General features: G+C 61.8%; 23 protein-coding genes and 2 pseudogenes. 9 read left to right on the forward strand and 16 right to left on the reverse strand.

The features are described 5' to 3' along the window. Positions 1–2: 2 nt before the first annotated feature. Entirely contained in the window at positions 3–428 is a 426-nt protein-coding gene (locus tag JI743_RS05490) for a universal stress protein (RefSeq protein WP_201926680.1), read from the forward strand. A gap of 42 nt (positions 429–470) precedes the next feature. On the opposite strand, the gene JI743_RS05495 is transcribed toward JI743_RS05490, so the two are convergent. After that, a complete protein-coding gene (locus tag JI743_RS05495) occupies positions 471–800 on the reverse strand; it encodes a TraR/DksA family transcriptional regulator (protein WP_201926682.1) in 330 nt (109 codons plus the stop codon). A 25-nt stretch (positions 801–825) separates the two neighbouring features. After that, positions 826–1,632 carry a universal stress protein gene (locus JI743_RS05500; RefSeq protein WP_201926684.1) on the reverse strand — a complete coding sequence of 269 codons (807 nt, stop codon included), beginning with the start codon at positions 1,630–1,632 and terminating at the stop codon, positions 826–828. A 773-nt stretch (positions 1,633–2,405) separates the two neighbouring features. Between JI743_RS05500 and JI743_RS05505 the strand changes: the two genes are divergently transcribed. After that, positions 2,406–2,771, forward strand: a complete 366-nt coding sequence (locus JI743_RS05505; RefSeq protein ID WP_201926686.1) for a SpoIIAA family protein — start codon at positions 2,406–2,408, stop codon at positions 2,769–2,771. A 414-nt stretch (positions 2,772–3,185) separates the two neighbouring features. On the opposite strand, the gene JI743_RS05510 is transcribed toward JI743_RS05505, so the two are convergent. Further along, the gene (locus tag JI743_RS05510; protein WP_201926688.1) at positions 3,186–4,655 is read right to left on the reverse strand and encodes an amidohydrolase family protein; all 1,470 of its coding nucleotides are present in this window, start codon (positions 4,653–4,655) and stop codon (positions 3,186–3,188) included. Between the two features lie 97 nt (positions 4,656–4,752). On the opposite strand from JI743_RS05510, the pseudogene JI743_RS05515 reads away from it, so the two are divergent. Further along, positions 4,753–4,905 (forward strand): annotated as a pseudogene (locus tag JI743_RS05515) (transposase); the annotation flags it as partial. A 485-nt stretch (positions 4,906–5,390) separates the two neighbouring features. Here JI743_RS05515 and JI743_RS05520 read toward each other — a convergent pair. From JI743_RS05520 to JI743_RS05555, 9 genes and pseudogenes are all read right to left on the reverse strand, one after another. After that, positions 5,391–6,869 (reverse strand): glycerol kinase, encoded by a 1,479-nt coding sequence (locus tag JI743_RS05520; RefSeq protein ID WP_201926690.1) that lies wholly within the window; start codon positions 6,867–6,869, stop codon positions 5,391–5,393. A 24-nt stretch (positions 6,870–6,893) separates the two neighbouring features. Further along, a complete protein-coding gene (locus JI743_RS05525) occupies positions 6,894–7,490 on the reverse strand; it encodes a 3,4-dihydroxy-2-butanone-4-phosphate synthase (RefSeq protein ID WP_201926692.1) in 597 nt (198 codons plus the stop codon). Further along, positions 7,490–8,071 carry an NADPH-dependent FMN reductase gene (locus JI743_RS05530; protein WP_201926694.1) on the reverse strand — a complete coding sequence of 194 codons (582 nt, stop codon included), beginning with the start codon at positions 8,069–8,071 and terminating at the stop codon, positions 7,490–7,492. Before JI743_RS05530 ends, JI743_RS05525 begins: the two co-directional genes overlap by 1 nt. Then, a complete protein-coding gene (locus JI743_RS05535; protein ID WP_201926696.1) occupies positions 8,062–9,549 on the reverse strand; it encodes a glycerol-3-phosphate dehydrogenase in 1,488 nt (495 codons plus the stop codon). The genes JI743_RS05530 and JI743_RS05535 overlap by 10 nt, the downstream gene beginning before the upstream one ends. Before the next feature lie 12 nt (positions 9,550–9,561). Further along, positions 9,562–10,653 carry an LLM class flavin-dependent oxidoreductase gene (locus JI743_RS05540; RefSeq protein ID WP_201926698.1) on the reverse strand — a complete coding sequence of 364 codons (1,092 nt, stop codon included), beginning with the start codon at positions 10,651–10,653 and terminating at the stop codon, positions 9,562–9,564. Between the two features lie 75 nt (positions 10,654–10,728). After that, complete coding sequence (locus JI743_RS05545; protein ID WP_201926700.1) at positions 10,729–11,643, reverse strand: aldo/keto reductase; 915 nt, start codon at positions 11,641–11,643, stop codon at positions 10,729–10,731. Then, entirely contained in the window at positions 11,640–12,653 is a 1,014-nt protein-coding gene (locus JI743_RS05550) for a LacI family DNA-binding transcriptional regulator (RefSeq protein WP_201926702.1), read from the reverse strand. The genes JI743_RS05545 and JI743_RS05550 overlap by 4 nt, the downstream gene beginning before the upstream one ends. Further along, a complete protein-coding gene (locus tag JI743_RS15375; protein WP_369076737.1) occupies positions 12,650–12,892 on the reverse strand; it encodes a glycoside hydrolase family 31 family protein in 243 nt (80 codons plus the stop codon). The genes JI743_RS05550 and JI743_RS15375 overlap by 4 nt, the downstream gene beginning before the upstream one ends. A gap of 150 nt (positions 12,893–13,042) precedes the next feature. Further along, positions 13,043–14,954, reverse strand: a pseudogene (locus JI743_RS05555) (alpha-glucosidase); the annotation flags it as partial. Between JI743_RS05555 and JI743_RS05560 the strand changes: the two are divergent. Next, on the forward strand, positions 14,848–17,160 hold the full coding sequence (locus JI743_RS05560; RefSeq protein WP_201926704.1) for a TonB-dependent receptor: 2,313 nt from the start codon (positions 14,848–14,850) through the stop codon (positions 17,158–17,160). The pseudogene JI743_RS05555 and the gene JI743_RS05560 overlap by 107 nt on opposite strands. Before the next feature lie 481 nt (positions 17,161–17,641). Here the strand turns inward: JI743_RS05560 and JI743_RS05565 are convergent, their stop codons facing one another. Beyond that, positions 17,642–18,877, reverse strand: coding sequence for an MFS transporter (locus JI743_RS05565; protein WP_201926705.1), 1,236 nt, complete (start codon positions 18,875–18,877; stop codon positions 17,642–17,644). 112 nt (positions 18,878–18,989) lie between these two features. Here JI743_RS05565 and JI743_RS05570 point away from each other — a divergent pair, with 112 nt between their 5' ends. Continuing rightward, positions 18,990–20,072, forward strand: a complete 1,083-nt coding sequence (locus tag JI743_RS05570) for a YeiH family protein (protein ID WP_201926708.1) — start codon at positions 18,990–18,992, stop codon at positions 20,070–20,072. A gap of 475 nt (positions 20,073–20,547) precedes the next feature. Here JI743_RS05570 and JI743_RS05575 read toward each other — a convergent pair whose 3' ends face one another. Together JI743_RS05575 and JI743_RS05580 are read right to left on the reverse strand one after the other, a co-directional pair. Next, entirely contained in the window at positions 20,548–20,880 is a 333-nt protein-coding gene (locus tag JI743_RS05575; RefSeq protein WP_201926710.1) for a hypothetical protein, read from the reverse strand. A gap of 104 nt (positions 20,881–20,984) precedes the next feature. After that, positions 20,985–21,473 carry a hypothetical protein gene (locus JI743_RS05580; RefSeq protein WP_201926712.1) on the reverse strand — a complete coding sequence of 163 codons (489 nt, stop codon included), beginning with the start codon at positions 21,471–21,473 and terminating at the stop codon, positions 20,985–20,987. 193 nt (positions 21,474–21,666) lie between these two features. On the opposite strand from JI743_RS05580, the gene JI743_RS15280 reads away from it, so the two are divergent. Next, the gene (locus tag JI743_RS15280) at positions 21,667–21,798 is read left to right on the forward strand and encodes a hypothetical protein (RefSeq protein ID WP_269090300.1); all 132 of its coding nucleotides are present in this window, start codon (positions 21,667–21,669) and stop codon (positions 21,796–21,798) included. A gap of 195 nt (positions 21,799–21,993) precedes the next feature. On the opposite strand, the gene JI743_RS05585 is transcribed toward JI743_RS15280, so the two are convergent. Further along, positions 21,994–23,799: a tetratricopeptide repeat protein gene (locus tag JI743_RS05585; RefSeq protein WP_201926714.1), complete on the reverse strand. Its 1,806-nt coding sequence runs from the start codon at positions 23,797–23,799 to the stop codon at positions 21,994–21,996. Between the two features lie 314 nt (positions 23,800–24,113). Between JI743_RS05585 and JI743_RS05590 the strand changes: the two genes are divergently transcribed. From JI743_RS05590 to JI743_RS05600, 3 genes are read left to right on the forward strand one after another with little or no spacing between them, the layout of a single operon-like run. Next, a complete protein-coding gene (locus JI743_RS05590; protein ID WP_236659697.1) occupies positions 24,114–24,503 on the forward strand; it encodes a hypothetical protein in 390 nt (129 codons plus the stop codon). Further along, a complete protein-coding gene (locus tag JI743_RS05595) occupies positions 24,503–25,210 on the forward strand; it encodes a hypothetical protein (protein ID WP_201926717.1) in 708 nt (235 codons plus the stop codon). Before JI743_RS05590 ends, JI743_RS05595 begins: the two co-directional genes overlap by 1 nt. A gap of 16 nt (positions 25,211–25,226) precedes the next feature. Continuing rightward, the gene (locus tag JI743_RS05600) at positions 25,227–25,751 is read left to right on the forward strand and encodes a hypothetical protein (protein WP_201926719.1); all 525 of its coding nucleotides are present in this window, start codon (positions 25,227–25,229) and stop codon (positions 25,749–25,751) included. Positions 25,752–25,792 lie beyond the last annotated feature (41 nt).

A 25,792-nucleotide genomic window follows, 5' to 3' on the forward strand; every position in this document is an offset into this window, starting at 1 on the left:
AAATGTATAAGAGGCTGCTGGCGGCGATCGACAGGACAGACCCTATCGGAACCGATCTGATCGGTCGGCGCTGCAAGACGCTGGTGGATGCGTCGGGACCGTCGATTGCGCTGATCCATGTGCGCCTATCGCTCCCCGAATCCTATGTCCGTCACCTCCCGCCGCAATGGGAGGCCGATGAGTTTATCGAAACCGAGAATTGGTTGCGGCAAATCGCCATGGATCATGGCTTTGCCGCCCATCTGTCAGATGTGTTCCCGCCCACCGGAAATGTTGCGAGCGAAGTGACACAGATCGCGACAAATATCGGTGCCGATCTGATAATCGTCGCGGCGCAGAGAGCGACAATCGGCCGACGTATCCTGGGCTCGAACGCGCATGCCATCATGCGCGACGCGCCGTGCGACGTCCTCATCGTACGCGATTAGTCAAATGTTCCTCGCCGCATTGTCCGACGATGCGGCGAAATCTCAATGCTGCTCGCGCCGCGCGCACGCAATACATAGTGCGGCCTCGGGGCGTGCTTCCAACCGCTCCGGCGCAATGTCTCCGCCGCATCGCACACACTCCCCATAGCTGCCCTGGTCAATTCGCGCCAAGGCTCGCTCGACCGACGCGATCTCCCGCGTGATCAATGCTCCCTGGCCTTGAAGCGACGCGTCATCCTCCATCTCGACCGCCTGTTCGGAAGAGTCCGGGTTGAGCGGTTCGGCAAGGTCCTCCGCAATCCGGGCAAGACGCGCCTGAAGTTCGGCAAGCTGATTCTCCAACCCTCGTTTGATTTGCGACATGTTTGCCATTGCTTCTCTCTTTCCGAAGTGAAGATCAGTGCGCCAGGAACAGGGGCGTCGCCACATTGCTGAACATGTCGCGACTGACGCCGCCCAGCACCAGTTCATGAAAGCGTGTTCGCCCGTAGGCGCCCATGACAATCAACCCCGCTTCCAAGCGGTCAGAAAGGTGGCGCAGCGTCGACGCAATTCCTGTTTTCAAGACAGGTTCTTCGGCCACTTCGGCCGCGATGGCGTGCCTCGACAGATAGGCCGCTGCTGCAGTGGCCGGAACTCGCCAGTGATCGTCCTTTTCCTCGATCGTGACGACAATGACCTTCGACGCCATCGCGAGCAACGGTACCGCGGCGCGCATGGCGTTGGCGGCTTCTGCCGACCCGTTCCAGGCAAGCACGATCGGCTTGGCAGGATCGTACCCACCCGAGTCTTCGCCGACCAGCATGACCGGTGTACGCAGATCGATTGCAAGATCTGCCGCCAGCGCGGAATACCCCTTGCTCCCTCTACGAAAGTCGCACGCTCCCAGTACTAACAGATCATGCATGGGGGCGTGTTGACGGATCGCGCCATAGGCATCGAAATTTTCGAACACCCAGTTCCATGGCACATCCTCCTGCCGCATTGCCCCCTCCACACGGTTGCGAAGCGCGGATGAACCTTTCTCGATGATCGGCATTACCTGCGCAAATGCGGTCCCATAATAGTCACCGTAGCTGGCTTCGATCGGGGCCGACTGCAGACATGTCACGTGCCCGCTGAACGCACGCGCGAGATCGAGCGCGACTTGCCTGCGCGGCTCAAGGCAATCGTCATCGTGAATATGCAGAAGAATACTGCGCATTATTCCCTCCTGTTGCGCGGCCGGTCGAGCGATCGGAGGCCCGGTGATGGATGATGACCTTCTCTCGCAGAACAAAACGCCACCAGCGCGTAAAGGCAGGCTGGGCGACTCCATGGCTCGCGAGATAGAATTCCGTAATCGACAAAGTTCTCCAGTCGATCACTGCTCGTGACGCCCTAGTCCATCCGAATATAATCCAGATAGCAAAATTTAGAGACAAAAGGAAGGATTGTTTAGATGTCTTATCTTTCTCTTTCTATACTTATATCTGTTCAACAAATATCAACACATGGATTACCTATAATTTTTCTGATATTGTAATAGCATGTACGATACTGAAAATCATGAGGTATCAGGATGTCGAGATCGGAACCGCGTTATTGTGATGTGATGGTGTGCGAGGAGCCGGATGTCCCGTTGCGTCGCGAACAGCGCGCAATGCCCGTTCCAGGTCCCGGCGAGATCCTCGTTGCGGTCCATGCCTGCGGGGTGTGCCGTACCGAGAAGTACGGACGCACGCGACGCAATATCCGCTGGCCGCCGCCAACGCCGCACTTGCCGACTTACGGCACGGCCGTCTGCAGGGTGCCGCAGTGCTCGTGCCATGAGCGATCACAATCGAACGCTCGTGCAAGTGAATTCGCCAAACGGCCGCCGCAATTTGACGGTGCGTTTGTCATCGCTATGATGAAAGAAAGGCGGCAACCCGTCCTCGCCTGCGCTGTTCGTGCTCGCGTCGCCGTCCGACGCCCCGCCAGCCGGAGGATTCAACCATGCTCAACATCGTCAAAGTGTCCGCCAGTCGTATGGATATCGAATTGTCCGGAAAGCTCGATGCCGACAGCATGCGAGAAGCCCTCGACGAGTTGATCGAACAGTCGGAGGGCATCGAACACGGACGCATGCTATACCGAATCTCGGACTTTTCGTGGCCGACGCTGGGAGCGATCGGCGTCGAAATGACCCGGCTCCCGAAATTGTTCGGCCTCCTCGGTAAATTCGATAAATGCGCGGTGCTCAGCGACTCCGCTTGGCTGCGGAACGCCGCGGCAATCGAAGGAGCGCTGATCCCGGGGATCGAGATCAGAAGTTTCGAGATGAACGAAGCGGACAGCGCCGAGAAATGGCTTGCCCAATAGAGCGCCACAGCCTCTGCGGTTCAGGCGACAGCGAACCGCCGGCCCGGTCTAACGCGTCAAACAAGCCCGAGTTGATCGTCTGTTGGGACGTTGAGCAGGATAGGACAGCATTGGTCCAAACTTAAAGTGCCGGGAAACAACGCAGAAACGGCGTGCCCGCGCGCCTTTCCCACGTCCGCCTTCGCGATCCAAATCCAGACGGTCCACTATCGTACACGTCCGTTTTGAGCGGCACTTGGCTACCCCACGACCGGCACAAAGCCTCTTTCCCAATAGTTCAGCCCATGACCACCGCGGGTCGGGCACCACCGACTTTCCGCCGCCAGACGGCGTCCGAAACTCTAAACGATAGCGGTTAGGCGGCTTTAGGAAACACAACCCATCATTCCAGCCGTAAAGTTAGCCGACAGCAATTCAGTTCGGAACCTCCACAACAGTCCCCTGCGCGGCCATCGCGCCGAGAACGTTGCGCGCAGTACGGTCGGCGTCAGTCCGCGCGGCTGATTGCCAAAGATCGTCCAGATCGCCTTTGTCAAAAAGGCGGCCATCGACCACCATAGCAACGGGACGTCGCAGGACATCGATCTGCGTCAGCGGGTCACCGTCCACAAGGAGCAGGTCGGCACGATAGCCGGGTCGGATTCGGCCAACAGACGTGCCGTTGCCCAGCACGTGCGCGGCGTTCACGGTCGCTCCCCGAATGGCCTCGTACGGCGTGAGACCTGATTCGATCAGCAAATCAAGCTCGTCATGGAGCGCGACGCCGGGAATATTGGTTGCGATGCCTGCATCCGAGCCGACGACAAGCAGCACGCCTTCTTCGGAGAGTATCCGGGTGAAGTCGCGGTAAAAGGCGAGTTGCTCCCGCGCCCGCGAGCTATCTTCTGACGACCATCGCGCGAACTGCTCCATTTCGGTCGAGCCGATGAACGGATTGAGCGTTTCGGTTCCGGCTCGGTGAAGATGTGCGCCCCGCGTGTCGGCAATGCGCGATAAATTGGCAAATGCGATGAGTGTCGGTGTGACCGGAACGGATTGCGCTGCGATGTGCCGCGCCAGCGCCCTTGCCGCGACCCGATCATGCCTGTTTCTCAAGCCATGCCAGACAATCGACTCGACATGCTCGATCGTCTCGAAACCGTCGTCGACGATATCGGCAAAATCGATCGCGAAGGGGCGCTGCTGCGGGACGCCGCGCGCTCGCGGACCTTCCGGTGTGTGTCCCGTGACGGGCATTTCCAGCCGCGCGGCCTCGTCGAGAATTGCCAAATAGGCAGGCTCGTTGAGGTTCGAGTAAACCTTGATCCGCCTATAGCCTTGGTCATATTGCGCCTGCACTGCTGCTCGGGCTTCGTCCGCAGTCTCGACAATCTGATGATTGAGTTGGGCGTTGGGGCCACGACTGTTGAGGATTGGCCCCGTTGTGAAGATCTTCGGACCGGCCAAAGCCCCTACTGCGATGCTATCCCGCATCTCGAGCAAGAAGGGCATGCCCGACATATTGCGTACTGTTGTCACGCCGGAGGCAAGATAAGCTCCAAGTTCAGCCTCGTCCCAGATGTGAACGTGCATGTCTACGAGACCCGGAACCAGCGTCCGGCCGCCACCTTCGACAATCCGGTCGCCAACAGAAGCTTCGAGATCGGTAGATGGAGCAACGGCAACAATTTGCGCGCCCCGGACCAACACCGATTGGTTGTCGTCTATTCTCGGCTCAGTTCCGGAAAAGTCGATCAATCGAACATGGCGAATGAGAATACCGCTGTCCGTGCCGCAGGCGGAAGCCGTGGGCGTCGTCGCTGCGGCTACCATCAGCAACAGACCGCTTCCGAGAAAACGCCAAAGGGGCCCCGCACGACTGAGTAAAAAGACAAATCTACCCATGCCGCCGAACGCTATCAATCATACCCGAAGCTGGCAACCGATGGCACGGACGTCATCGGTCGGATTAGCCGCCGGCGGGACTTCCAGCCAGGATATTTACGACAAGCGCCGCTACAGACGCCGCAACCGCATCGAGATCATGTTCGGCCGCCTCAAAGACTGGCGGCGCGTCGCAACACGCTATGATCGGTGCCCGAAGGCCTTCTTCTCCGCCGCCGCCTTCGCCGCAACCGTCATCGCCTGGCTCTGATCAATGATTGCAAATCGCACGATATTCGCCGATGAGAGCGCCGGTTTTGTTCTGCGGCTCGAGCGCGGCAGGTCGAGACTGCATCATAACCTCATGCCCGGCCATCATCGCCGGTTCCACATGCTGCAAAGCAACCCGACGGCATCGCGATCCGTGCATCCCGGAACCGGTCGCGCTCCCACCAGAACGCGACGAAAATCGAAAATTCCCCAAGCCGGTGACAAGGCGTCAGCGGGCTCGTGCCTTGGACCTGGCGGCGCCCGAACCCTTCACGATATCGGATAGCCAGCTCCAAGGCCACCAGCGGGAGACGCGGACAACGGAAGGCTACAGGGCAGCGATAACGACTTGCACCAAATGCAAAGCGACAGGTTCTCGGCCGACAGCCTGGCGAAGAATGGGGTTCGATTTGCCGACGGGCTCGCTGGAGCGCCCCTCGCCTACCGGCATGACCCTTCAATCGTTCACATCGTCGAGCATCGCGCCTATTGGGCGACCAGACGATGCCAGTCGGCGAGGCGCGCGCGCCTGACGTCCTCCTTGATGACGGGATCGAAGCGGTCCGATTGGCCGCACATATCGGCGGCCTCGATCAATGAAGAGAAGCGCCCAATCCCTACCGCCGCGAGCATCGCTGCACCGCGAGCGGTCGTTTCGACGTCGTGGGGGCGTTCGACGCCGAGGCCGAGGATATCGGCAATATCCTGCGCAACCCAGTTATTGGCACTCATCCCGCCATCAAGCCGCAGCCGATTCCAGTGGCAGCCATCGCCTGCGTAGGCGGTTTTGAGATCGTCGAGTTGATGCGCGATCGATTCAAGCGCAGCGCGCGCGATTTCCGCGCGTCCCGTGCCGTGCGTGAGGCCGGCGATGACGGCGCGCGCCTCGGCGCGCCAATAGGGAGCGCCCAGCCCCGACAACGCCGGAAGAATGGTCACGCCGCCGCTGCTTTCGACGGACCGTGCCAGCGCTTCGGTTTCGGACGCATCCTTGATAATGCTGAGCTTGTCGCGGAGCCACTGAACGAGGCTTCCCGCAACAAAGATCGATCCTTCGAGCGCGTAGGAGCGTTTACCCCCGACCTGCGCGAGCACGGTACCGAGCAGGCGATGGGCACTTCGGACCGGCCGATCGCCCGTATTGCTGAGAATGAAGGCTCCGGTGCCAAGCGTAGCCTTCGTCTGACCGTCAGCAAGGCATGCCTGCCCGATCATCGCGCCCTGCTGGTCCCCGATGAGCCCGCAGACAGGAATCGGCGCACCGAAAATGTCGGCGCTTGTCGAACCAAGCTCGCCACAGGAATCGACAATTTCAGGTAATATGCTGCGCGGCACGCCGTGAAGCGCCAGCAGATCATCGTCCCACCGGCCGCTGTCGAGGTTCATCAGCATCGTGCGGCTTGCGTTGCTCGCGTCACTAATATGAAGGCCGCCCGTCAGATTCCAGACCAGCCAGCTTTCGACTGTGCCGACCGCTAGCCGGGAACCGAGCGCGCGTGCCTCCGGATTGTTTGCCAACACCCAGGCGATCTTTGTCGCCGAAAAATAGGGATCGAGTACGAGACCGCTCCTATCGGATACGAGCGCCTCATGCCCCTCGTCGCGAAGCGTCGCACACTGCACCGCGGTCCGGCGATCCTGCCAGACAATCGCCCGGCCGACCGGCTCGCCACTCGTCCGGTCCCAGGCGACGATCGTCTCGCGCTGGTTGGCAATGCCGATCGCAGCGATGCGATCAGCGCCGCCAGCCCCGGCTACCATTTCGCGCGCACATTCGATGGTGCGATCGCGAATCTCGGCAGCGTCGTGCTCGACCCATCCGGGCGCCGGATAATATTGGGTAAGCTCGGCCTGCGACATGGCGCGACGCACCCCGCGGTCGTCATAAAGGATTGCGCGCGTCGACGTCGTTCCCTCGTCGAGCACCAGAAACAGCCGCTCGTCTTTCAGCCCGGAATCGATCATCGCCCTTCCCCCAATTGGCGCAAACTAGCCAATGCGGTCGATCAGCGCGCCGATGTCGGCGACGGGAATCGCATGCCGGGCGATGAAATCGTCAAGATCGTCGATCCGTGCCATCTCGCCATCGTCGCGCATGATCGAACAGATCACAGCCATGTCGCCTGCACCCGCAAGGTTGCAAAGCTCGATCGACGCCTCAGCGGCGGCCGCGCGCTCGCGCACCCCTCCCGGCGCCCCGATCAGCGGAAAGACGTGTCCGGGCGACACGAGGTCGTCGCCCGTTGCCTCGGGCGCTGTCGCAACGCGGACCGTATGCGCGCGATCCGCCGCGGAAATCCCGGTTTCGACGCCATGGCGCGCCTCGATCGAACGGCCGAACGGCCGGCCCGACTGGCGCTCCGCACCGGGATTGAGAAGCCCGATGCCCAATCGAACCGCACGTTCGGGTCGCATCGTCAGACAGATGAGCCCACGCCCGTGACTGGCCATGAAGTTGATAGCATCTGCCGTAACATGCCGTGCGGCAACGGCGAAATCGATGTCGCCGCCGCGCAACCGATCGCCGGTGATGATGATGATGCGTCCCTGCGCCAGCGCTTCGAGAGCGTGTTCGATGTCAGGCATCAAGCTGCCTTTCGCGCGGCAGCAAAGCTGCTGGCGCCCGCGACAAGCTGGTCGGCGACGAGTTCGAGCTGAAGCCGAGCCCTGTCCTCAAGACATTCGCCGTCGGGCGAAAAGAGCCCTCGATAGGTGCGAACGGTCGCCCCCATCGGCGTCGGCCAGCCGCGCAGCGCGTGAACGATGCTGCGCAATGTTTGCATCGTGCTCATCGTCGCCTGGTCACCATAGGCCGTCGCGATAAGGCCGACCGCCCGTCCGTCGAGATAGGGACGCACATCGCCCGCCAGTTCCTCGAGATAGTCGAGGGCATTTTTCACCAGCCCCGAAATCGTACCGTGATAGCCGGGCGCTGCAATCAATATGCCGTCGGCGTTCCGTACAGCCTCGACAAGCTTTATGCCATCCTCAGGGCCGTGGAGCGGACCCCGATAATGCGGTAGTGCGCCCAAATAGCTGCCGCCGAACAGGTCGACGTGCGCGCCCTGCGCCGTCGCCCGCGCCGCAGCAACGCCAAGCGCCTGTTCGGTCGCGCTGATCGGCGACACCGTGCCGCCAATAGCGACAATGTTGATGCTCACGCACATTTCCTTTCGTCAAAGGCTTCCGCCAGCGCCTGCTGCGCCGCAGCGTCAAGGTGCAGGCCAAGCTTGGTCCGGCGCCAGAGAAGATCGTCGGCTGTCTTGCACCACTCCTGTTCGACGAGATAGCCAATCTCGCGATCGGTCAGTCCAAAGCCATAATGGCGCCCGCATTCGTCGAGCCGCGACGCTCCGGCAAGGATCCCAAAGGTTCGCGTGCCGTAGCTGCGCGCGAGACGCTCGGCCCAATGCGCCTCGAGAAAGGGAAAGGTCGCACGCAGCGACCGCACGAGATCCGCGAAACCATCGATCGCGAAATCTCCGCCAGGAAGCGGCGCGTCGCCCGTCCAGCGGGTCCGCGTTATCGCGGGAACCCGCGGCGTAAGCAGGTCAAGCGCGTCTTCGGCAAGGCGGCGATAGGTCGTTATCTTGCCACCAAAGATGGTCAGCAGCGCCGGGCCGTCGCCTTCGGGAGAGAGGTCGAGATTGTAGCCGCGCGTCGCCGCCTCGGGACGGTCCGATCCATCGTCGACAAGAGGGCGCACCCCCGAATAGGTCCAGACCACATCGGCCGGGGATACGCTTTTCCTAAAAAAGCGGCTCGCGCCTTCGCACAGATAAGCGACCTCCTCGTCGGAGGCTCGGATATCCGAAAGATCGCCGTCATGGTCGCGGTCGGTCGTCCCGATCAGCGTAAAATCGCCTTCATAGGGGATGGCAAAAAAGATGCGCCCGTCGGGAAGCTGGAAAAAATAGCTATAGTCGTGAGCGAACAGCGCGGGGACGACGATATGCGATCCGCGTACGAGCCGCACGCGCTTGCCGACCGGCGCATCGCCGAGCCCCGACACGTCGACCGCCGCGGGCCCCGCTGCATTGACGATGGCGCGCGCACGAAACTGGCCGGCGGGCGTATCGACAGTCCAGTGATCGCCCTGGCGCTCGAAACGCGTTACGCGGCATCCAGTACGAATTTCAGCGCCGCGGTCGGCGGCATCACGCGCATTGAGAAGAACGAGCCGAGCGTCATCGACCCAGCAATCCGAATAGACAAAACCTGCCGCAAACCCGTCCTGAAGCGCCCGCCCTGCGACATGCTTGCGCAGGTCGATGGTTGCGGTCGCGGGCAGCCGCGCTCGCCCGCCGATATGGTCGTAGAGGAACAGGCCCAGCCGGATCAGCCAGCGCGGACGCAGGCCCGCAACATGCGGCAGGACGAACCGCATCGGTCTCACAATATGCGGCGCGATCGCCCACAGGCGTTCGCGCTCGGACAGCGCCTCGCGGACGAGACCAAACTCATAATGTTCGAGATAGCGCAGGCCGCCGTGGATGAGCTTTGTCGAGGCAGAGGACGTCCCGCTCGCAAGGTCATTTGCTTCGAACAGCAGGACGCGCGCGCCGCGCCCCGCGGCATCGCGGGCGATACCGCAGCCGTTGATGCCACCGCCGATCACCGCAATGTCAAAGATGTCGGCGGACATTCGCGCGCTCCGTTACCGGAACTCGAGCGGCGCGTGCGCGATGTGCGGCAACACATGGCGTGCGAACAGGTCGGCTTCCTGCGCGTGCGGATAGCCCGACAGGATGAACGCCTCGATCCCCTCGGCCTGATAGGCGCGAAGCTTGGCGAGCACCTGGTCGGGCGTACCAACGATAGCGGCTCCACAACCCGAGCGGGCGCGGCCAATGCCGGTCCACAGATTCTCCTCGACGAACCCGTCGCCGCCCGCCGCGCTACGCAGTTCCGCCTGTCGCTGGACCCCGTAATTCTTGGCGTCGAGCGACTTCTCGCGGATTGCGGCGCCCGTTGCCTCGTCGAGTTTTGAAAGCAGCCGGTCGGCGTAATGACGGGCCTCGTCCTCGGTTTCGCGCACGATCACATGGACGCGATATCCGAACTTCAACGTGCGCCCGAAGCGCGCCGCGCGTTCGCGCATATCGGCGATCGTCTCGCGCACCTTGTCCATCGTGTCGGGCCACATGAGATAGACGTCGCAGCCCTCGGCAGCGCATTCGCGCGCCTCGTGGCTCAGCCCGCCGAAATAGAAGGGCGGGCACTTGCCCGAAAGCGTCGTGATGCGCGGCGGCTCGAGCTTCAGCTGATAAAATTCGCCGTCATGGTCGAGCGCCTCGCCATTGAGCAGCGTGCGCACGATTTTCATCACCTCGGTCGCGCGTGCATAGCGCGGCCCTCCAGCGAGCTGCTGGCCGGGCATGTCCGAGGAGATGATGTTGACGTTAAGCCTTCCGCCGGTGCCCGCCGCGTTGGGGCCTAGGATGCGGTCAAGCGTCGCAATACGGCGCGCAAGCTGCGGCGGCCAGTCTTCGCCGATGCGCGTCGCCCACAACAGCTTCATGCGCTGCACCTGCGTCGCAACGGCGGCCGCAAAGACCGTAGTGTCGAGCCCGAGCTGATAGCCCGAAGGCAGCAAGATATTGTCGAATCCGCCCTCTTCGGCGCGGAGCACGATATTGCGGCAATGCTCCCAGCTTGAGCGCAGATAGGGGTCGGAGACGCCCAAAAATTCATAGTCGTCGTCGCACAGCGCCGAGAACCAGGCGATTTCGCATTGCTGCTGGGTCATATTCTTTCCTCTCTATCTCCCACGCGCCGCGCGACGCAGGACCGTGGCCGGCGCGGCTGTCCCGCGCCGCCATGTTCAGGGCAGCGGGGCGCCGCGCGCTGCAACCAACACATTATACCATTCGGCGCGCGTCCAGCGGACGTTGAGCGCACTCGCCGCCTCGCGGATTCGCTCGGCGCGCTGCGATCCGACGATCGGCACAATTCCCGCCGGATGAGCCATCAACCAGCTGTAAGCCGCGATTTCGCGCGACACATCCTGCGCTTCGGCGACGCCGTCCAATGCGGCGGCAACCGCTTTGTCGCGCTCGCTTTGCGGCGCTAGCAGTCGGCCGCCGCCGAGCGGCGACCATGCAAGTACTGCAATCCCGTGCGCCATCGCGTGATCGAGCTCGCCATTTTCGAAGCAATCGATACGAAGCGGGCTGATTTCGGGCTGCGTCGAAACCAGCTTGTTACCCAGGAATCGGTCAAGCGCGTCAGTCTGCGCAAGGGTGAAGTTGGAGACACCAAGCGTCCGGATCTTGCCGGCCGCGACCGCATCGTCGAGGACGCGCGCCACCTCTTGCGGGTGGGTCAGAATATCGGGGCGATGGACCTGCCAAAGATCGACGAAGTCAGTGCGCAGCCGCCGCAAGGATGCATCGATCGCTTCGACCAGATACTCGCCGCTCTGATCATAGGGGAGCGGCGGACGGATGCCGCCCTTCGTCGCCAGCACCATGCGATCGCGCAGCGCGGGCTCATTGGCGAGTACGTCGCCCAGCAGCGCCTCGGCATCGCCAAAACCCTGCGCGCCGTCAAAGCCGTAAATGTCGGCCGTATCGAGAAAGTTGATCCCCGCGTCGAGCGCGGCGTGGACGAGACGCGCCGCTTCGGTTGCGGTGCGTTCGCCCTCGGCAAGCCGCCACATCCCCCACGCGATGGACGAAATCGAAATTCCGCTGTTTCCAAGCGGGCGGGAAACAGGGGGGGCAGACAAAAGGCTCATATATTGGTCCTGTTTGGCGGAGCGACCGAAGCGCGCTCGACGAGGGTGTGGGGAAGACGGTGGTGACTGATATCGCCTCCCTCGATCAAAATACGGGTCGCGGTGCGGGCAAGCTCAGCCATCGGCTGGTGGATGGTGGTGAGCGGCGGCCAGACGGTTCGCGACAAGGTCGTGTCGTCGAAACCCGCCACCGAAAGCTCGGACGGGAGGTCGATTCCGCGATCGTGTGCGACTGCGAGCACACCCGCCGCCATATCGTCGTTTGCCGCGAAAATGGCTGTCGGAGGATTGTCGAGTCCGAGCAGGAAGCGTCCGGCAGCAACGCCACTGTCGAAATCGAACTCACCGTCGCAAACGAGCCCGGGCTCGAAAGCGATTCCGGCACGGTCGAGCGCGCGGCGATAACCATAGAGGCGATCATCGGACGCGCGGTGGCTCGGGTGCCCCTTGATGAATCCGATCCGCCGGTGGCCCGCGTTGATGAGGTGCGTCGTCATATCGTCGGCGGCCTGCGCGTCGTCCATGAAGACCGAGCTTGTCAGCGAATGGTTCGTTCCCGGCGAAATGCGCACGAACGGAATGTCCAGCGTCTCAAGCGCTGCGAGGACCGGCTCGCAATCGGTGACCGGCGAGGACAGGATGATTCCGTCGACGTGCGTTTCGGTCACGAGTCCGCGCACCTGGTCACCGACGCACGGGTCGGCGACATCGACGGGCTGGGCGAGCAGGCGGATCCCTCGCTCCTTGCAAAGCTGCCAGCAGCCTGTCTGGATCTGGAACATGTAGTAGGGGCTGTGATTGTCATAGATCAGCGCGATCTGGTTCGACTTCGCGCCTGAAAGGATACGGGCAGCGACGCTCGGGCGAAAATCGAGTTCCGCCATCGCGGTCTCGACCCGGCGCCGCGTTTCGTCGCTCACATAGGGATGACCATTAAGCACGCGGCTCACCGTCTTTACCGCCACACCCGCCTTTGCGGCCACGTCCCGAATGTTCGACCGCTCGCTCATCGATTCAATACCTCCGCCATCTCGCCGAACAGCGGTGCAAACGCGCTGTCCGGCCGGTAAAATACCGGTGGCATGCCGACAGGCGCAGGGATATCGTGGATGCCGCCGGCGAAATCCTCGCCGGTCCAGCAGTGGCGCCACGGCCCTTCGCCCGGAAGGATGACGTGCCGCGCCTCGACCCCCTGCTCGATGACCGGCGCCACCAAGAGGTCTGCACCGTAAAGATATTGATCCTGCACCGTAAAGAGGCCGCGATTATCAGGGTAATGGAGAAAGAGTGGCCGCTGTGCAGGCAGCCCTTTATCTTGCGCTTCGTGGGACAGATGCCGGACATAAGGCGCAAGATGCGCATGGACGCGGCTCCATCGTGCGAAGCAGGCCAGCAGTTCGGGCGTCGAATCATATTGCAGATTGTCGTCGGGCCGGTTGCCCTCGTGGCTGCGCATGACCGGGGCGAACGCAGCCAGTTCGCACCAGCGCTGCATCAGTTCCTCGGTGCGGACATTGCCATGCAGCGAGGTATAGCCGCCGCAGTCCGAATGGCTGTACGCATTGCCGACGAGCCCTGCCGACAGCGCTCCTGTAATCACCGTTCCGATGCCGTCGTGGCGGGTGAAATCGACACATTGATCGCCCGCCCAGAGCAAAGGGCAGTGCGCTTGCACGCCGGAAAAACCGGCGCGCATGAATGAAGAGCGCATCGCCCGTCTTGCCGCGCGAGGCGAGCGCCTGTGCATTCACCTCGGCCCACAGCACCGGCCAGCGGTTGTGCGCCTCCATCGGGTCCGATCCGTCGGCGAGCCGCACGTCGGTCGGCAGATATTCGCCAAAATCGGCCATCCATCCGTCAATGCCGATGTCGAGCATCTCGCGACCGAGAATATGTTCGGCAAACCAGTCGCGCGTTTCGGGGCGGGTGAAATCGACGACCCCGCAGTCGAACTCGCCAAAGTCGACAAGATAAACCTCGTCACTGTCCTGGCGCAGGCAGAAATGCCCCTCGGCCTTCGCCTGCTCATAAAGCGTGCCGTCGACCGCCAGATAGGGGTTTGCATATGCGAGGAAACGAATGCCGCGGGCGTTCAACGCTGCGATGCGCGCGCGCAGATAGGGGTAACGCTGTTCGCTGCGCGCTCCGCCAGTCCAGTCCCAAAAGAGACGGCGGCCAAAGCTCGTCTCGCGAATGCCCGCCCAGTCTTCGCACCAAAGCCCCGATATAGCGGCCCCGGCATCGACGAAGCGCTCAAGGCGATCGAAGCTCGATGTCCCGGACTTGAGGCCGACGATCGCGCCGCCGATCGCCCAGTCGGGCAGCGCTGGCTGGCGGCCGAAGCGCGCCGACAATTGCCCGACGATCTCTCTCGGACCTTCAGCGGCAAAAAACTCGAACCGCGCCTGCGCACCCCAATAATCGACGCAGTGCGCCGCCGGATCGGAAAAATCGAGGACGCTATACCCGAAATTGTCCAGATGGACCGCCAGCCACCGCGACGTCAAAAAGGTCGGCTGGGGATAGTTGCTGTTCCAATAGTCGCCACCAGCCATGCCGTCGGCGTCCATGATGCGCGTGATCTCGGTCGATTTGTCGCGACCGACTCCCGGCTCGCTCGTCCAGATCGGAAAACGTCGTCCGGCAAGCATCAGATAGCTCATTTGCTCGCCGCCGCCCCAAACGGCCTCGTCAGGCTCGGCGTGGAAGCGGGTCGTTATCCGGTCATAGCCGCCGCGCAGAGCGTCAACGACCAGCGCGTCGCCGTCGAGACGCAGCCGCACCGCGGGCTCGCCCGCATCGAGCAACAGCATGTCGGCGCCATCGGCACGCCATTCCGTCGGCGCAATGCGCCCGCTTGGCGCATCGTCGATGCGGAAATTGCCGCGATACATCGCGACCTGCGGGTCGCCCTTCGCAATGACCACCGATGGACATTGAACGGCATGGCGCAGCACGACATGCGCTCCGAATCGAAGCTCAAAACCGCCTTTACTGTCGGAAAATCGCAAATTCACGCTACAGACCCTCTCGCCTAGGTGTTTTAGAACCACAAATCCGGCCGCATCGCAAGGCCTATATGACACCGCTTGACATATTCGGAGGACAGGCGCATTGCCATGCAGGAAGCGAGAGGCGTTTTTCGTGCAGCCGGGCTTCCGGCGGCAGAAAAACGCCCCGAATCGATATTGGGAGGAGAATGCTATGAGTGCGTCCAATTTTACCCTTTTGCGCGCCGCGGCCGCCACGGCCAGCATGATCGCAGTCGCTTCGGCCACCGCAGCGCACGCGCAGGAAGTCGAAGATATCATCGTCACCGCGCAGAAGGTCGAGGAAAATGTGCAGAAGGTCCCGATCGCGATCACCGCGGTTTCGGGCGACCGCCTCGAGGCGACAGGCACGACGAGTCTCGAAGGCATTACGCGCATTGTTCCCTCGGTGACGTTCCGCAAGGGCACGACCAGCGCGAACAGTGCAATCGTGATGCGCGGCGTCGGAACCATCACCTTCTCCGTCGCGGCGGAGCCGAGCGTGTCGACCGTCGTCGACGGCATCGTTCTCAGCCGTTCGGGCCAGGCCTTCATGGACCTCGTCGATGCCGAGCGCCTCGAGGTCCTGCGCGGCCCGCAGGGAACGCTGTTCGGCAAGAATGCGTCGGCCGGCCTCGTCAACATCGTGTCGAAGGGCGGCACGGACGAACTCGAAGCCGAGGCGAAGGCCGAATGGTTCGAGGGCGACGAATATCGCCTCCGCGGTTCGGTTTCGGGCCCGATCGGCGGCGACTGGAGTGGTCGCATCACCGGCTTTTACGGCAGCTATGACGGCAACATCACCAACATCAATGGCGGTCGCAACCGCAAGGTGAATGGCTATGAACATTGGGGCACGCGCGGAATCGTCGACTATCGCGGCGACGTGGCGCGGCTGCGCTTCATTGCCGATTATTTCGAGGCCGATGACGATTGCTGCGCCGATGTAACGGGTGCGAGCCGCGGCGCGGTGCTCGATGCAGAACTCGGCCTCCCGGGCGGCGTTGCGCTCGGCGAGAAGCAGCGCTTCATCAATCACAATCTTGTTACCCGCACGCGCGACAAGCAATGGAGCCTGACCGCCAGCGGCGATTTCGATCTCACCGACACACACACGCTGAGCGTCGTCGCGGGCTATCGCAACTGGGAGAATGAAGAGATCCGCGAAGGCGACTTCCTGCCCCGCGCGATCGTCGGCACGGCCGAATTGCACGACAACGGCCTCGTGAAGACGCAGCAGTTCTCGGTCGAGGCGCGCATCGCGTCCGACCAGTCCATGCCCTTCTTTTACCAGGTCGGGGCTTTTGCCTGGCATTCGGACAACAAGCAGGACTTCACGCGCCGCGACATTACCTGCACCACATCGACGCTTCCCGTCGATCCGGTAACGGGTGCGCGCCCGTGCAACGTCAACGACACGGTCAACACGCTGTTCCCGACCGCAACGTCGAACAGCGATGTCAATTCGACCAACTTCGCGCTGTTCGGTCAGGCGACCTATCGCTTCAACGACCTCTTCGCGTTGACCGGCGGGCTCCGCTACACCTGGGACGACCTCAGCTTCACGCACTTCCGCGCGCCGGGCATCAATGCGGTGACCGGCCTCCCGGCGACCGGCCCGGGAATTTCGGGCAGCCCGGCGGGCGGTACGATCGCTTCGGGCGGAACAGGCCTCAACACGTCGAGCGGGTCGAGCAGCAACGGCAACCTTTCGGGCAAGGCCGTGCTGCAATTCACCCCGTCGGACGACATCATGCTCTATGGCAGCTATACGCGCGGCTATAAGGGTCCGGCCTTCAACGTCTTCTTCAACCATACGGCGCCGACCAACGCGGTTCCGATCGATGAAGAAACGTCGGACGCCTTTGAAATCGGTCTGAAATCGCGATTCCTCGATAACAAGGTCCAGCTCAACCTCGCGGGCTTCAGCGTCGAGTATGACGGCTTTCAGGCGAACAACTTCGTGCTGCTGAACGGTGCCGTGGTCACCAACCTGACCAACGCCGGCACCGTGAAGAGCGAGGGCTTCGAGGCGGACCTGACCGCGGTTCCCGTCGAAGGGCTGACGCTGCGCGGTAGCGCCGCCTATGCCGACGCAAAGGTGAAGAAGTTCAATCCGAACCCGCTCACCAATGCCCCCGATGCCCGCGACGGCACGCGCCTGCCGCTCGCCCCGAAGTTCACCTACACCGTGGGCGCGGACTATGAGGTGCCGGTAGGCGGCATGATGCTCTACCTCGGCACCGACTATCGCCATGTGTCGAAGCAATTCTCCGACCTTGGCGAACAGGGCCTCATCGACGCTTATGGCCAGTGGAACGCATCAATCGGCATCTCGGACGCCGAGGACCGCTATCGCCTGACCTTCCACGCACGCAACATCAGCGACGAAAGCTATGTGCTGCTGAACGTCTCGAACGGCCAGCGCCTCCAGATCCCGCGCGATGCCGACCGTTACTTCGGCGTGAGCCTCCGCGCGCGCATGTAATCGGAATGGGCGCCCGCGGGTCGGGCCGCTCGTTCCCCACGAGGATCATCCCCTGCCCCCCTGCGCCCAGCGCAGGGGGGCTATTCATGTCCTTCACACGGCCGCCGACCGCCTGCGCCGCGCAATCGGGCAGGGCTGACGACCGCGATCGGCCGCCCGCGACAGAATATCGGCCGACAAGTCCACCAGCGATCAATAACGCTCTGCCTGCGGCGCCGACCTCTTCGTGCCGGCCCGCTTATCGACATGCGCCAAGCTACGAGGATAGGCGGCATCCAGTGGATCGGCGTATTGGAACGGCGAGCTGGCGCCGATGTGCGGTGCCTTGGCCGCGCACCATCTGAGATGCTCCCCCGCACCCTTCGCGCGACGCCCGGTCAAAGCCGGGCGCAATGAACCTGCAAATTTGGGGACTTTCGGATCCCGGCCTTCGCCGGGAATCACCGACAATCCTGATTGAAGGCGCGCCGAACGCCGCGCCTCATTCCTTCGTGTCAGCGAGCTCTAGGCGCGGCACGACCAGATGGACCAGCCCAAGCGCGCACAGATAGGCGACGCTGCAAATTGCGAAGAGCGGCCCATAGCCCAGCCCGTTTCCGAGCGACCAGCCCGCGAATTCGATGATCGCCGTGCCCGACAGATTGCCTGCCACGGCGCCAAGCGCAATGACGGTTGCGACGCGCAGCGGCGGGATAATGTCGGCGGTCATGCCAAAGATATTGGTCGAGAAACCCTGATGCGCGAACAGGCCGATGCCAACGCACACGGCCGCGACCCAAGGATTGGCCGTGTACATGGCGAGCGGCATTGCCAAAACCGCGAGCGCAAAGATGAACATCGACAATTTGCGCGCACGATTGACCGAATAGCCGCGCGCAAGCAGGATCGGATAGAGGGCGCCCGACGTCACGGCACCGAGCGCTGCCAATGTAAAGACGATGGCGATCGGCAGACCGAGTGCGCTTTGGCTCATCCCGAAAACCCGGTTGAAGAAATCGGGCATCCAGAAGAGCACAAACCACCACACGCAGTCGGTGCAGAATTTGGCGCCGACGACCGCCCACGTCCGGCGGTCGCGCAGCAGCGGTCGCCAAGCGACTTTCGCTCGCTCGGGAAGGTCGCCGAGCGGGCGCATCTTGCGCATTGCGGGTATCCAGAAGGCAAGCCACACAAAGCCTAGCGCACCGGTTACGATGAAGGCCGCTTTCCAGCCAAAGGCCATCGCCAGCGGCGGGATAAGGAGCGGCGTGATGATCGCACCGATATTGGGGGCGGTGTTGATCAGCCCGATCGCCATATTGCGCTGCCGCACCGGCAAATAGGTGGCAGCCGTCTTGATTCCAGCCGGCGTGCTGACCGACTCGCCGACCGCGAGGACGACGCGCGCTGCGACGAATTGCTGAACGGACTGCGCCAGGGCGTGCGCCATCCCTGCAAGGCTCCAGACCGCTATGGCGATTGCATAGGCCCAGCGTACGCCAAGACGGTCGACGAACCAGCCTACACCCAAGAGAGCGACGGCAGCCGCGATCTGGAAGGTCGATCCCAGATGTGCATAATCCGAATCGCTCCATCCGAACTCGGCTTCAAGCGTCGGCTTGAGGAGCGCAAGCACCTGCCGGTCGACATAGTTGAGCGCGTTGCCCAGAAAAAGCAGCGTAACCAGCATGATCGCGATGCGCGTCGAGCGGTCCTGCTGCGCTGCTGCGGTCGCCATCATCTTCTCTCCCTCGCCCTTGAAGCTGTTTCGACTTGCAACCTAGCGCACGCCGCCGATAAGGGAAGAAAAATATGACACCGTAGGACATAAACTGAAGGACAGCGATGCGATGGGCCGCGCCCCCTCTCCCACCGAGCCCTATTCCGGCGACCTGTTCGGCGAGATCCACCTTGCCGAATTGACCCGAAGCGCGGCAGCGCCGACGGTCCGCGACTATTTTCCGGGCCTGACGATCTGTGCGGTAGCCTCGGGCGCTGCGGCCTGGCTATCGGACCACTATGGCGTGCCCGTCATCCTGCTCGGACTTCTTGTCGGTCTCGCGCTCAATTTCGCGGCGCGCGACCCACGGACGCATCGGGGACTCGATCTGGCATCGCAGCAATTTCTGCGGATCGGTATCGTTTTGCTGGGTTTCCAGGTCAGCGCATCGCAGATCATGGCACTGGGAATCGGACCCTTCGCGGCCCTGTTGGCGATTATGGCGATCGCCTTGGCGGCCGCCCTGATCGCCGCCCGCCTGTCGCGCCAATCACCATTTGCGGGCCTCCTCGCGGGCGGCGCGACTGCGATCTGCGGCGCGAGCGCCGCGCTGGCGCTCTACAGCGTCATCGGGAAGGAACGGCTCGGGCAGGCGCAATTTGCACTGACGCTCGTTGGCGTGTCGATGGCGAGCGCGCTCGCCATGTCGCTCTATCCTGTCATTGCCGCACAGCTGGGACTCTCCGACGCGCAGGCCGGTTACCTGATCGGCGCGTCGATCCATGATGTCGGCCAGGCGATCGGCGGCGCTTATGATTTTTCCGATACAGCGGGCGCCTACGCCACGATCGTGAAGCTCGCGCGCGTCACCATGCTCGCCCCAGTGGTACTGCTGGTATCGCTCTGGATAGGCCCCGCCGCCAGCAACGCCGCGCGACCCGCCTGGCGCCGGCTTGCCGTCCCGTGGTTTATCACGCTCTTCCTCGCTATCGTCGCGGTCAACAGCCTGATCGACCTGCCTGCAATGACAGCAACGACGTCGCTCGCCGCGTCGAAGGCCATGCTTCTGCTCGCCGTCACCGCAACGGCCATGCGTTCGCGAACCGACTTGCTGCTCGATCTTGGCTGGCGCGCGACGGCTCCGGTGGCGGCAGCGTCACTCGCCAGCTTTGCTGCCGCTCTCTTCTTCGTTATGTTCGGTGTGTCCGGTTAGGGATTGCCATTGCAAAGCTGACTGGTGGGAATGGCGCCTCTTGACCGCTAGCCGACTCTCTCGGTGTAAACGAGATGGTTTTAGCATGCGCAATGCCGTCATCTCTTTCGAGCCAACCTTTAGCCGCATCGCCATCGAACGCCGGAATGCGTCCTGCAGAATCCTCGGCGAACATCAACTGCACAGCTGCCGCCAGATCATCGCGGCAGCATGTTAAGCATTGCTTGCAAAACAGTCGATGACTGCAGATCGCAAGTTGTTCCGAACGGCTGCTGCGCTGCGGAGGTCGTCCCCACAAGAGGCGCTTTACTCGCGCATGGACAAGCGTCCTGTCGAGATAATGACGCCGCCGCTTGCTGTCGTCCGAATTCGGTATCGGTTCAGCGATCACCAAAGAATAACAGTAATCCGAGCCCGAGGTACCGTCGGTGACATAGCTCGCAGATAGACCCCCAAGGCGCGGATTATCAAACGGCTAGCGTACTGATCCTCCGTTCCCGCTGGAACGGTTGACGCCGACCGTATAATTATAGGAAACCGAACAGACGCGGGTCCGAGAGCCCATGTTTCGGTCCTCGCAGCGGCATTGCGTAACAGTCGAAGGAATGACTTTTCCGACCGTCGCAGGCCGGAGGTTTGCGCACAATTCGGCGTCACTCTTCACCGGTTGCCCATTTCTGTATCCGGCCGAACGGGAGGTCACACCCTGTTTGGTTTCGACGCCCTGTCCATAGCTGGGAGCGGCAACGGTCAGCGCAGCGATCGCAAAAGCGGACATTCCAGCGGTGGCGATGATCATTTTTTTCATCCTGATTTCCTTTTCCGAGTTTTTAGCGGGGACATGCGATAATTTGTCAGCGGACCAATCGGCGGCCCTATTCTTGCCAAAGGCGTTGAGGAGGACTGCGGGGTTCAGCCGCACAGGGTTTTTATCTGTTCGAATTGGCTCAACAGCCGATCAGCATCTTCCTTTGACCGGAGGAACAGGCGAACGGCGGTGCTCTTCGTTTCGCCATATCGCCCATTCATTTCATAGCCGTAGGTGGCAAGCTTTTGCGTCAGGTTCAGCCGGAACCAGCCGCTACCGTCGGGCGCCGCGCCCCATGCAAAACTGGCGATATCGCGGGCAGCAAAGCGTGATTGATGCTCTTCCATATTGCGCGTGACGCGCGGGCCCTCGCGATCGACCGAGGTCGCAATATCGAACTGGCACCCCTTCACCAATATTTTGTTGGCGTAGAAGGACCGCGTCTGGTTGCGGGAATTGGTGGCGCTGAAGCCCGACGGTATTTGCGTGACGATCGTGCGGCCGACCGCGCTAATCTGGCTATTGGACTGAGCGAACGACGGGCTGAACGACATGGCCGCTGCAAGGCCGGTCATGATGAGGACGATGCGCATGGACTTTCTGATCCTTCCCTGATTTGCCTGATGATCCCAGCCTGGGCTGGCCAATATTTGACCGGCCTTGGCACCGACGCACGGTCAGTCGGTCAAAGTGACCGCGATCTTGCAGTCATACCAAGTGGATTGCGGACTGCCTTGGCGCGTGCAGTTGCAATGGCCGAAACCCTTGATCTTCGACCGCCCGTAAATGGAAATCGCGCTGCTCTTTGCCTTTGCGCAGGCCTCTGCCCGCGTGCTTCCGATCGCGCTCGTGCTCGCCCCGCTCGCGGCAATCAAAAGGACGGGGCCCGAACCCAGGAGCGCCGCTCCGAATTTTTGAATGGCGGATTTTTCGCTCCGCTTTTGCACAACCGATCTCCCGGAACATTGCCTGAGCCGTTTGCAAGCGGCCGTCAGGGGAAAGGATCACGGAGGCGTGGGTCAAGTCTTTGCCGCGAGCGATGAAAATTTCTGAAATTTGATGAAACAGAAATATATATACTATATTACAATGGCTTATTGCAAATCGGTTTTCTCAGCTGCTCGCAAGGACCATCCGCTCGGCTTCGATCAAGACAGGATATTCGGGCGGCACATCGGCACGCTGCAAGGTCTCGAGACATGCACGGGCTTGACGCGTAGCCGCGTCCGGCTTCGCAAGGCGCGCCGCGGCGCAGAGGCTGCGTGCATGCCAAGGATGGGCGGACCCAAAACTTGATCGCAGCGCGGTCTGGGACCGCCGCAACTCGGTTGCCGCAGCCTCTTTATGATCGATTTTGGTGAGGATTTCGGCCCACCGCAGGCGGAACCAGCCTTCCTTTCCCGGACGCCCATAGAGCAGACGCTCGGCATTTTTCTGGGCCTCGATCACCAGTTTTGCGGCGGCGTCGATGTCGCCCAGTTCGGCCTCGACATCGGCCAGTTCGGTCATCGTATAGAGCGTCCAGAAATGGTCGCTGCCGAGTTTTTCGCGAAATATGGCCAACATGGATACGAAAATGTCACGGGCCTTGTGCCGGTCGCCGCGCGCCGCATGCACCAGCGCCACGCTATATTTGGGCGATTGCGATTCCAGATGGTCGGAGCCGAGCCGGGCATCGAAGATTGTCTGTGCCTTTTCGAGCGCCTTCAGCCCATCGTCATACCGACCGGCATCGACCAGCAGGTCGCCATAATCCGAATAGGCCCAGCCCGTGAGCGGGTGATCCGCCCCATATTGTTCCTCGCGCATCGCGATATGCGCGCGCAGCGCTTCGTCAGCCGCGGGGAAGCGCGCAAGCTTGCGCTCGGACAAGCCGAGGAACCAATAGGCGTCGGCAAGCAAATTGGGATCCAGGTCTGCGGGCACCGCAATCGTCTGCCGCAAGGTTGCGCGCGCGGCGGCATAGTCGCCAATCTCGAACGCCATTTTTGCGCGATTGACGCGGGCACGGGGCAAGGATGCCCTGTCTCGCACCTCGGCCCCCGACAGCGCGCGCAAGCATACGCGCTCCCCTCGCTTGGTCAGTCCCGCGAGCCGCAGTTGCTGGCAGAGATCGGTATCGATTTTTACGAAGACCGGATCGGAAGCGGGAAGATATCGTTCGGCATAATCCCGTGCCGCATCAAGATGCCGAACCGCCCGGCCATATTCGCCCCAGCCGCTCACGGCGTTCGCGACCATCTGATGAAGTGACACCAGCGATGCGGGATGGTCGGCGAAGCGCGTGTCCATCGAGAGGGCAATCCGCTCGACGACATTGCGCAATTTCGGGTCGCGCTCGTTGAGCGAATAGGGGTCGGTCGCCGCGATCAGATCGTTCGACACATAGGCGACGAGGGCTTCCGCCTCGGCGCTTCGCCCGGCGTTTGTCTTCGGCGCCCAGAGGCCGCTGAGGAGCAGTGCCGCTATGAGCAGGATCGCGCCGCTCAAGACCGCCATGCCGCGCCGCGACCTGGCCGCACTCACGAAACGATCGACTATCCGCCTCGGCGCCATGACGGTCGAGCGGGTGGGCACAGCCGCGGGGGCGCTGTCTACGCCCTGCCAAACGGCCTCGCCGACCAGTGTATAGCCCCTGCCAAAGACCGTTTCGAGCCGGTCCTTGTCTTTGCCCAACGCATGACGCAACCGCCCGATCGCCTTCGCGAGCGAATTTTCATGAACAATGCGTCCGGTCCAGCCGGCTTCGAGCAATTCGTCCTTGGAAACCTCTTCGCCGCAGCGTTCAAGCAAAAGCGCGAAGATCGCGCAGGAACTGCGATCGAGCAGAATATCTTCGTCGGCCGAACGGACAAGACGCACATCGGGAATGAAGCGGATCGAGTGAAAACTGCAGCAACGCTGTTCGGCTTGGAACAATCTAAACCCCCGTCGCGATTGTCGTAATCCTGAGCGTATCTCCCGCAGTAACGATGGTCCAGCCTTGATAAGGCACAAAGGCGCCCGCGGGCGCACTCAACCAGCCGCACCGCCGTTTGATTTTTAGCATGTAAATCCCCGCAACCGCCGGGAATGCTCGCCCGGCGAGCGGCGACGCCGAACGCGTTCGGCTCGCTTCAGAATTTTTCATAACTTTTCACCGGGCCGACAAAGACCTGGCCTGCGCGACTGTCAGAATGGGAATTGTTGCCGGTGCGCTCTCCGGTGCTCGGGGCGATCGAGGGAGAAAGTTCATGCATTCTCGCGCATATGCCATGGTGACGATGATCGCCGCGTGGGCCATGGCCCTGCTCATCGTCGCACCCCAACCAGCGTCGGCCCGGTCGCTCGGCGACGGCGATTATGAGATCTGCTCCATCTACGACCGCGACGACGCGTTTGTCGGCTATGACAATGTCTGTCTCGAGCGGCGCAAAGCGATACTCCGGCGACTGCGGTCAAGGAACAACAACGAGAGACATTCAAGCAGCCTGCTTTGTCCCTGGCACGCCAATAACGGGCAGGGCTATAACGCGACCTTCTATTCCGACGGGCGTAATCCCAGCCTCTTTGGTACATGGGATTCGACTTGGGACGGTCAACGCTGCGTGCCGCGTGGACGTCCGTTGGCCGGAGGAAGGTGATGGACAAAATTTGCCTCGCTACCCTGACCCTGACCGGCTTCCTGTTCATCACCACCCCCGCCGTCGCTCAAAATGGCCATCAACAGCATCTTGACCCGAGCGACTATTGCCAGGTCCCGCCGGAACAACGGCTATCGCTGGTCGGGGGCGCCATACGCAGCGCCTGGTACGATCTCGACGTCCATGGCCGTGCGACGCTCGCCCGGATCAGCCCCCATTCCGCTCAATTTGGTCTGTCGCCTCTCTCTGCGCGCGACCCGATGCGCGCGCGAATGGAGCGGTATAAGGAGCGGCTCCAACATCTGATGGCGCTGATGGGCGCCTTGTTCCCGCAATATAGCCGGCCAAGCGACGGCGAAAGGCTCGTCGAACGATTCGCGACACGCTCGGTTCCCGCCTATGGCACGGCCGCCGAGCACCAGATCGTGGCCATGGAGCAATTCTTGTCCGGCGCGCAGGAAAACCGCGCACTTGGCATCGCCTTTGTCGAGGCGCTCCATGCTCTTGAGGGCAGCACGCTTGCGCTGGCATCGGGTCAGCCGGCGCCAGCATTCCATGACCAGAATTCCGGCCTGAAAAACGCCTTTGAAGCGTTCATGCCCGCGCTCAAGACAGCGTTATTTGCACCCGGGTTCGAAACGGCGCTTGGTCGCCGGATGACATCATATTGCGACGATATCCTGTCCGAACGGGACCAATCCGAATGACATTTCGAAAAGGGAAATGACGATGTTTGTTCTTGCGGCAATGGCCCTGACACTCGGTGCCAATGATTCAACGCCGAGCGCGACGCTGGCCTGGTTGGCGGCAATGACGGCATCTCCCGAAATGTCCCGCATCGAACAGCAAATCGCGGATGACACGAATATCAGGATGGAGCGAAGCAACGGGTCGATTAACAAACGACGCTGGAAGAATGCTGTCGAAATTGCCGATTGTATCGCCGATGTCACGGTTGAGGTGGGGACATGGGAGCGGGGGATGACTTCGACATTTCGTCAAACCGCCAGATTCAACCTCTCGCAAATACGCTGGCTCAGTCGCAGCCACGGAGCCAGCTTCAAGCAAGAGACAATTTATCTGGTTCTCAGTTCCGAACCCGGCGGCCCGAAACCCGTTCGCAATGTCGATAGCACGGCGGGGGTGCGTCAAGTTGATAACCTATCGCTTTCCTATCTGTCCGCCGCTGCTGCCGACCGAGCGGCCGCGAACATCAAACGGCTACAACAGATGTGCGCAGCACGGTGACATCGCTGCAAGCCGAAGGTGAGATCAATGAAAGCCACAAT

Source organism: Sphingopyxis jiangsuensis (assembly GCF_016734905.1).
GTDB classification, from domain to species: Bacteria; Pseudomonadota; Alphaproteobacteria; order Sphingomonadales; family Sphingomonadaceae; genus Sphingopyxis; species Sphingopyxis jiangsuensis.

Excerpts from the sequence above, each read along its gene's own strand:
- JI743_RS05580 (WP_201926712.1), bottom strand. The coding sequence starts at position 21,473 with ATGCGCATCGTCCTCATCATGACCGGCCTTGCAGCGGCCATGTCGTTC.
- JI743_RS05570 (WP_201926708.1), top strand. The coding sequence starts at position 18,990 with ATGGGCCGCGCCCCCTCTCCCACCGAGCCCTATTCCGGCGACCTGTTC.
- JI743_RS05495 (WP_201926682.1), bottom strand. The coding sequence starts at position 800 with ATGGCAAACATGTCGCAAATCAAACGAGGGTTGGAGAATCAGCTTGCC.
- JI743_RS05530 (WP_201926694.1), bottom strand. The coding sequence starts at position 8,071 with ATGTGCGTGAGCATCAACATTGTCGCTATTGGCGGCACGGTGTCGCCG.
- JI743_RS05500 (WP_201926684.1), bottom strand. The coding sequence starts at position 1,632 with ATGCGCAGTATTCTTCTGCATATTCACGATGACGATTGCCTTGAGCCG.
- JI743_RS05535 (WP_201926696.1), bottom strand. The coding sequence starts at position 9,549 with ATGTCCGCCGACATCTTTGACATTGCGGTGATCGGCGGTGGCATCAAC.
- JI743_RS05525 (WP_201926692.1), bottom strand. The coding sequence starts at position 7,490 with ATGCCTGACATCGAACACGCTCTCGAAGCGCTGGCGCAGGGACGCATC.
- JI743_RS15280 (WP_269090300.1), top strand. The coding sequence starts at position 21,667 with ATGGAAATCGCGCTGCTCTTTGCCTTTGCGCAGGCCTCTGCCCGCGTG.
- JI743_RS05550 (WP_201926702.1), bottom strand. The coding sequence starts at position 12,653 with ATGAGCGAGCGGTCGAACATTCGGGACGTGGCCGCAAAGGCGGGTGTG.
- JI743_RS05510 (WP_201926688.1), bottom strand. The coding sequence starts at position 4,655 with ATGGGTAGATTTGTCTTTTTACTCAGTCGTGCGGGGCCCCTTTGGCGT.
- JI743_RS05600 (WP_201926719.1), top strand. The coding sequence starts at position 25,227 with ATGACGATGTTTGTTCTTGCGGCAATGGCCCTGACACTCGGTGCCAAT.
- JI743_RS05575 (WP_201926710.1), bottom strand. The coding sequence starts at position 20,880 with ATGAAAAAAATGATCATCGCCACCGCTGGAATGTCCGCTTTTGCGATC.
- JI743_RS05595 (WP_201926717.1), top strand. The coding sequence starts at position 24,503 with ATGGACAAAATTTGCCTCGCTACCCTGACCCTGACCGGCTTCCTGTTC.
- JI743_RS05505 (WP_201926686.1), top strand. The coding sequence starts at position 2,406 with ATGCTCAACATCGTCAAAGTGTCCGCCAGTCGTATGGATATCGAATTG.
- JI743_RS05560 (WP_201926704.1), top strand. The coding sequence starts at position 14,848 with ATGAGTGCGTCCAATTTTACCCTTTTGCGCGCCGCGGCCGCCACGGCC.
- JI743_RS05565 (WP_201926705.1), bottom strand. The coding sequence starts at position 18,877 with ATGGCGACCGCAGCAGCGCAGCAGGACCGCTCGACGCGCATCGCGATC.
- JI743_RS05490 (WP_201926680.1), top strand. The coding sequence starts at position 3 with ATGTATAAGAGGCTGCTGGCGGCGATCGACAGGACAGACCCTATCGGA.
- JI743_RS05540 (WP_201926698.1), bottom strand. The coding sequence starts at position 10,653 with ATGACCCAGCAGCAATGCGAAATCGCCTGGTTCTCGGCGCTGTGCGAC.
- JI743_RS05545 (WP_201926700.1), bottom strand. The coding sequence starts at position 11,643 with ATGAGCCTTTTGTCTGCCCCCCCTGTTTCCCGCCCGCTTGGAAACAGC.
- JI743_RS05590 (WP_236659697.1), top strand. The coding sequence starts at position 24,114 with ATGCATTCTCGCGCATATGCCATGGTGACGATGATCGCCGCGTGGGCC.
- JI743_RS05520 (WP_201926690.1), bottom strand. The coding sequence starts at position 6,869 with ATGATCGATTCCGGGCTGAAAGACGAGCGGCTGTTTCTGGTGCTCGAC.